General features: G+C 71.3%; 5 protein-coding genes. All 5 read left to right on the forward strand.

The window, feature by feature from the left end; genetic code table 11:
- Nucleotides 1–1,256: aldehyde dehydrogenase family protein (locus ACFU99_RS28990; RefSeq protein ID WP_384397612.1), on the forward strand; the 1,256-nt coding region annotated here is incomplete at its 5' end.
- Entirely contained in the window at nucleotides 1,253–2,809 is a 1,557-nt protein-coding gene (locus tag ACFU99_RS28995; RefSeq protein ID WP_384397614.1) for an APC family permease, read from the forward strand. The genes ACFU99_RS28990 and ACFU99_RS28995, both read left to right, overlap by 4 nt.
- A 14-nt stretch (nucleotides 2,810–2,823) precedes the next feature.
- A complete protein-coding gene (locus ACFU99_RS29000; RefSeq protein WP_384397616.1) occupies nucleotides 2,824–4,437 on the forward strand; it encodes a GMC family oxidoreductase in 1,614 nt (537 codons plus the stop codon).
- Between the two features lie 297 nt (nucleotides 4,438–4,734).
- The gene (locus ACFU99_RS29005; RefSeq protein ID WP_384397618.1) at nucleotides 4,735–5,310 is read left to right on the forward strand and encodes a toxin; all 576 of its coding nucleotides are present in this window, start codon (nucleotides 4,735–4,737) and stop codon (nucleotides 5,308–5,310) included.
- 84 nt (nucleotides 5,311–5,394) lie between these two features.
- Nucleotides 5,395–6,339 (forward strand): MAB_1171c family putative transporter (locus tag ACFU99_RS29010; RefSeq protein WP_384397620.1); only part of this gene is annotated, 945 nt, incomplete at its 3' end.

A 6,339-nucleotide genomic window follows, 5' to 3' on the forward strand; every position in this document is an offset into this window, starting at 1 on the left:
TCGCGTGCCTGCTGGAACGCGACAAGGACGCGTTCGCCCGAGCCGAGTCCCTGGACACCGGGAAGCGGCTCGTGGAGAGCGAGTACGACATGGACGACATCGCGAACTGCTTCCGCTATTTCGGCAACCTGGGCGCGGCCGGCGGCACCGACCGGGTCGTCGACGCCGGGAGCCCGGAGACCGACAGCCGCGTCGTGCACGAGCCGGTCGGCGTCTGCTCGCTGATCACGCCCTGGAACTATCCGCTGCTCCAGACGGCCTGGAAGGTGGCCCCGGCGCTCGCCGCCGGCAACACCTTCGTCCTCAAACCCAGCGAGCTGACCCCGCACACCGCGATCCTGCTGATGCGGGCGCTCACCGAGGCCGGGCTGCCGGAGGGCGCCGCGAACCTGGTGCTGGGCGCGGGCGACACCGCGGGCGCGCCGCTGACCTCGGACGAGCGCGTGGACCTGGTCTCCTTCACCGGCGGCCTGGTCACCGGGCGGCGCATCATGGCCGCCGCCGCGCCGACGGTCAAGAAGATCGCCCTGGAACTGGGCGGCAAGAATCCCAACATCGTCTTCGCCGACGCCGAGTTCGACACCGCCGTCGACTACGCCCTGATGGCGGTGTTCCTGCACTCCGGGCAGGTCTGCTCGGCCGGGGCCCGGCTGCTGGTCGAGGACGGCCTGCACGACGCGTTCGTCGACGAGGTGGTGCGGCGGGCGCGGGAGATCCGCCTCGGCGGCCCGTTCGACGAACACGCCCGGACCGGCCCGCTGATCTCCGCCGCGCACCGGGACAAGGTCGAGGCGTACGTGGCGGCGGGGCTGGCGGAGGGCGCGGTGCTGCGCCTCGGCGGCGCGCGCCCCGAGGACCCGGCGCTGAGCGGCGGCTTCTACTATCCGCCGACGGTCCTGGACGAGTGCGCGCCGGGGATGTCGGTGGTGCGTGACGAATCGTTCGGCCCGGTGCTCACCGTCGAGCGGTTCCGCGACGAGGAGGAGGCCGTCGCCCTCGCCAACGACACCGTGTACGGCCTGGCCGGCGCGGTCTGGACGCAGAGCGCCGAGCGCGCGCACCGGGTCGCGGCGCGGCTGCGGTGCGGCACTGTGTGGATCAACGACTTCCACCCGTACGTGCCGCAGGCCGAGTGGGGCGGCATGAAGCAGTCGGGGGTGGGGCGGGAGCTGGGGCCGGCCGGGCTGGCGGAGTACCAGGAGGCCAAGCACATCTGGCGGAACACGGCGCCGCGACCGCAGCGGTGGTTCGAGTGAGCGCACAGGCCCGTAGTCCCCGGGGCGACGACACCCCTGGATCCCATGACGACGACTCGCTCGCCGAACTCGGCTACCGCCCCGAGCTCAAGCGCACCCTGGGCAACTTCCACACCTTCGCCGCCGGTATCAGCTACATCTCCATCCTCACCGGCACCTTCCAGCTCTTCTACTTCGGTGTGAGCCATGGCGGCCCGGCCTACTGGTGGTCCTGGCCGATCGTCTTCTGCGGGCAGCTCACGGTGGCCCTGTGTTTCTGCGAGCTGGCCGCCCGCTACCCCGTGGCGGGCTCGGTCTACAACTGGGCGAAGCAGCTCGGCGGCCCGCACGTCGGCTGGCTCGGCGGCTGGATGATGATGACCGCGACCATGGTCTCGCTCGCCGCGGTGGCCCTCGCGTACCAGGTCACGCTGCCGCAGATCTCCGGCTGGTTCCAGTTCGTCGGCGACGGCACCGGAAAGACGGACGCCGCGGCCAACGCCGTGCTGCTGGGCACCGTGCTCATCGCGTTCACGACCGTCGTCAACGCCTTCGGCGTGAAGCTGATGGCCCAAATCAACTCGGCGGGCGTGGCCATCGAGCTGGTCGCCGCCGTCGCGCTGATCGTGCTGCTGGCCGCGCACATCACCCGCGGCCCCGCCGCCGTGACCGAGACGAACGGGCTGGGCGGCGGCGGTTCGCTGGGCTACCTCGGCGCGTTCCTCACCGCCGCGCTGGCCTCCGCGTACGTCATGTACGGCTTCGACACGGCCTCCTCCCTCGGCGAGGAGTCCGTGGACCCCGGCCGCAACGCGCCCCGCGCGATCCTGCGGGCGCTCATCGCGTCGTTCCTGATCGGCGGGCTCATCCTGCTCTTCGCCCTGCTGGCCGTGCCGGACCTGCACGCGCGGCAGCTCTCCGTGGACGGCCTCCAGTACGTGGTGCTCAGCACCCTCGGCTCGACGATCGGGCAGATCGTGCTGTGGTGCGTGGTCATCGCGATCACCGTGTGCGCGCTGGCCGTGCACACCGCGGGCATCCGGCTGGCGTTCGCGATGGCGCGGGACACCAACCTGCCCGCCGCCTCGCTGCTCGCCCGCGTCAGCCCGCGCTTCCAGACCCCGGTGCTGCCCGCGGTCGTCATCGGGATCATCGCGGTCGCCATCCTGGTGATCAATGTGAACCAGCCGCAGATCTTCTCGGTGATCACCAGCATCGCGATCATCATGATCTATCTGGCGTATCTGCTGGTCACCCTGCCGATGCTCGTCCAGCGGCTGCGCGGCCGGTGGGAGCCGGTCCGGGGCAAGTTCTCGCTCGGCCGGTTCGGGCTGCCGGTGAACGTCCTGGCCGTGCTGTGGGGCGGCGCGATGTCGCTCAACCTCGCCTGGCCGCGCGCGGCGGTCTACAACGCGACCGGCCCGCAGCACTGGTATCTGCGCTGGGGCGCGTTCCTGTTCATCGGCGTCGTCGGGGTCGGCGGCTTCGCCTACTACTGGTTCGTCCAGCGCAAACGTACGGGCGTGCTCGCCGGGCACGCCGCCGAGGGGCCGGCGGCCCCGACCCCCACCTGATCAGGAGTACGGCCATGCCGCGAGAGAACCCCGCACAGCCGGATGACGCCCCGGCCTTCGATCCGGACGAGTTCGACTATGTGGTGGTCGGCGGCGGCACGGCCGGCGCGGTCGTCGCCGCGCGGCTGTCCGAGAACCCGGACGTCACGGTCTGCGTGCTGGAGGCCGGCCCGTCCGACGTCGGCGACGAGAACATCCTGCGGCTCGACAGGTGGATGGGGCTGCTGGAGTCCGGCTACGACTGGGACTACCCGGTGGAGCCGCAGGAGAACGGCAACAGCTTCATGCGGCACGCCCGCGCCAAGGTGCTCGGCGGCTGCTCCTCGCACAACTCCTGCATCGCCTTCTGGGCCCCGGCCGAGGATCTCGACGAGTGGGCCGCGGGCGGCTGTACGGGCTGGGGCGCGGCGGACTGCTTCCCGCTGTACCGGCGGCTGGAGAGCAACGACGCGCCCGGCGACCACCACGGCCGTACGGGCCCGGTCACCATCCGCACGGTCCCGCCGAACGACCCCTGCGGCGCGGCGCTGCTCGCGGCCTGCGCGGACGCGGGCATCCCCACGACCCCGTTCAACACCGGAAAGACGGTGGTGCGCGGCGCGAACTGGTTCCAGATCAACGCCCGCGCCGACGGTACGCGCTCGTCGGCCTCGGTCTCGTATCTGCACCCGGTCCTGGACAAGCGGCAGAATCTCGACATCCGCACAGGGCTCCAGGCCAGGCGGCTGGTCCTGGAGGGCGACGGTGACGGCGACCGGCGGTGCACCGGGGTCGAATACCTGGCGCCGGACCTGATCCGGACCCATGCGGTCAGGGCGCGGCGCGAGACCGTCGTCGCGTGCGGGGCCATCGACTCCCCGAAGCTGCTGATGCTCTCGGGCATCGGCCCGGCCGACCACCTGCGCGAGACGGGCGTGGAGGTGCGCGTCGACTCCCCCGCGGTCGGCTCCCACCTCCAGGACCATCCGGAGGGGCTGGTCATGTGGGAGGCGCGGCAGCCCATGGTGACCCGTTCCACGCAGTGGTGGGAGATCGGCGTCTTCGCCGACACGGTGCCGGGCCTGGACCGCCCGGACCTGATGTTCCACTACGGCTCGGTGCCGTTCGACATGAACACGTACCGGTACGGCTATCCGACCTCGGAGAACGCCTTCTGCCTCACGCCGAACGTCACCCGCGCCCGTTCCCTGGGCACCGTGCGGCTGCGGACCCGTGACTTCCGGGACAAGCCGCGGGTCGATCCGCGGTACTTCACGCACGAGCACGATGTGCGGGTGATGACGTACGGGCTGCGGCTCGCCCGCGCGATCGTCGGCCAGCCGCCGATGGCCGGCTGGGCGGGCGCGGAGCTGGCCCCCGGCCCCGGCGCGGAGACCGACGAGGAGCTGCTGGACTACCTCCGCAAGACCCACAACACCGTCTACCACCCGGCGGGCACGGTGCGGATGGGTGCGGCGGACGACGCGGCGGCGGTCGTCGATCCGCGGCTGCGGGTCAAGGGGGTGCGGGGGCTGCGGGTCGCGGACGCGTCCGTGATGCCGTTTCTGCCGGCGGTCAACCCGTGTATCACGACGATGATGATCGGCGAGAAGTGCGCCGACATGGTGCGGCAGGACGCGCGGAGGTAAGGAGCTCCCCGCTCTCGTCGCGCCCCTCCGCGACCGCCGTCCCCGGCCGAGGCGTCTCTTTGAGACAGTCGGCTTGAGACAGTCGGCCCCGTGGAGCGGCGTGAACCGGCCGCGGGCCGTACGGCCGGGACACCCCGGCGACCTTCGGGTACCGTGCTCCGGCCGGGCCCTGGGAGCGCGGCGGCCGGTTCCGGCCAACATGGGCTTTCGGCCAAGACCATTGTTCTGCCGCCGACTGGGGTAGTTACCATCGCTCGGCAGGTGGAGCATCGGATTCGGCGGCTTCGAGGAGGACGCATGTCGCAGGACTCGCAACCCTCCAAGGCCCATGGCAGGCCACGCAAAAAGGGTCACAAGGACTATAAGGAACTACGGCGCGCATCGGAAGCGCACCTGGCGCGCCTGGACCTGCCCGACGGGTGCACGATCGCCACGCTCACCGAGAAGCTGAGCCGGGACCGCGGGCGGCCCATCCAGCTCATGTCCGTCGCGCTGGGCGCGCAGAGCCCCTGCGGCATGTGGCTGGCCATGGACGACATGGACCTCATCGTCGTGGAGGCGAACGTCAGCGCCCTCCACCGGGACCACATCGTGGCCCATGAGCTCGCGCACATGCTGTGCGACCACTCCGATGCCGCCGGGGCCGACGCGATGGGCATCGAGTCGTTCGTACCGCACCTCGACCCGCAGCGGGTACGGGACGTGCTCGGCCGCACCAGCTACACCACCGAGGAGGAGCAGGCCGCGGAGATGGTTGCCTCGCTGATCCTGGAGCGCGTCACCCGACCGCCGGTCGAGTCCGTCTGGGACGTGCCGTCCGATCACGCGGACGCGGTGGCCCGTATCGAGAATTCGCTCAATCCGCCGGACTGAGCCCTGGCACCACGCCTTGCGGCGCATCATCGATGGCAGTGTTGTGACGGCCCGGAGGACCTGTTGCTTGGTGTCAAGAGTGTCGTGTTCCCGGCGTGCGCCGCTCTCTGTGCGCTGGCCCTGCTCTACAAGCTCCGCGATGTGCGCCACCACCGGCGGGACCCCGCGCTCATCGCCCTGATCATCGCCTTCTCCTGCAAGGGGATCTCCTTCACCCTCTCGACGCCCACCGTCTCCGCGACCGTGGACCGCGCGCTGGGCGTCCCCAACCTCGGCGCGCTCGGCATCCACCTGCTGGGCGGCGTCTGCTCCAGCGCGGCCTTCCTGATCGCCATCGTCTACTGGGTCTACCCCCGCGAGGAGGCGGGCCGGCGGGCGCTGGTGCGCCTGGTGATCGCCGCGCTGTGCGCGGCGGCGATGCTGACGCTGTGGGCGGTGGCCGGATCCCAGGCCCAGGGCCGCAGCGCGCACTACCTCCTCCAGAACGCGCACCGCCCGCTGGTAGCCGGATACCTCCTGCTGTATGTGAGCGCCTTCGGCTCCGGCATGGTCGAGATCATGCGCCTGTGCCGGCGGTACGGGCGGGTGGCCGGCCGGCAGTGGCTGCGCCGGGGCCTGTTCAGCACGGGCATCGGCGCGGGGGCGTGCCTGATCTACTGCCTCAACCGCGCGGCGTCCCTGATCGCCGTGCAGTCGGGGCTGGAACCGCTCGACTGGGAACTCCTGACGCCGGTCGCCAACGGCATCGGCATCTCCTTCCTGGTGGCGGGGCTCACCATGCCGGGCTGGGGCCCCCGGCTCTCGGACTGGCGGCGGCTGCTCGGCAACTTCCGGTCCTACCAGCGGCTGCACCCGCTGTGGCTGGCGCTGTACGGGGCGCTCCCGCACATCGCGCTCAGCCCGGAGCCGCCGACGCGGCTGGCGAGGCTGTCCCGCTTCGTGCCGCGCGACATCAACTACCGCCTGTACCGCAAGGTCATCGAGATCCAGGACGGGCTGCTGGTCCTGCGGCCGTACATGGAGCCCGCG

The organism is Streptomyces sp. NPDC057654, assembly GCF_042800135.1.
Taxonomy (GTDB): domain Bacteria; phylum Actinomycetota; class Actinomycetes; order Streptomycetales; family Streptomycetaceae; genus Streptomyces.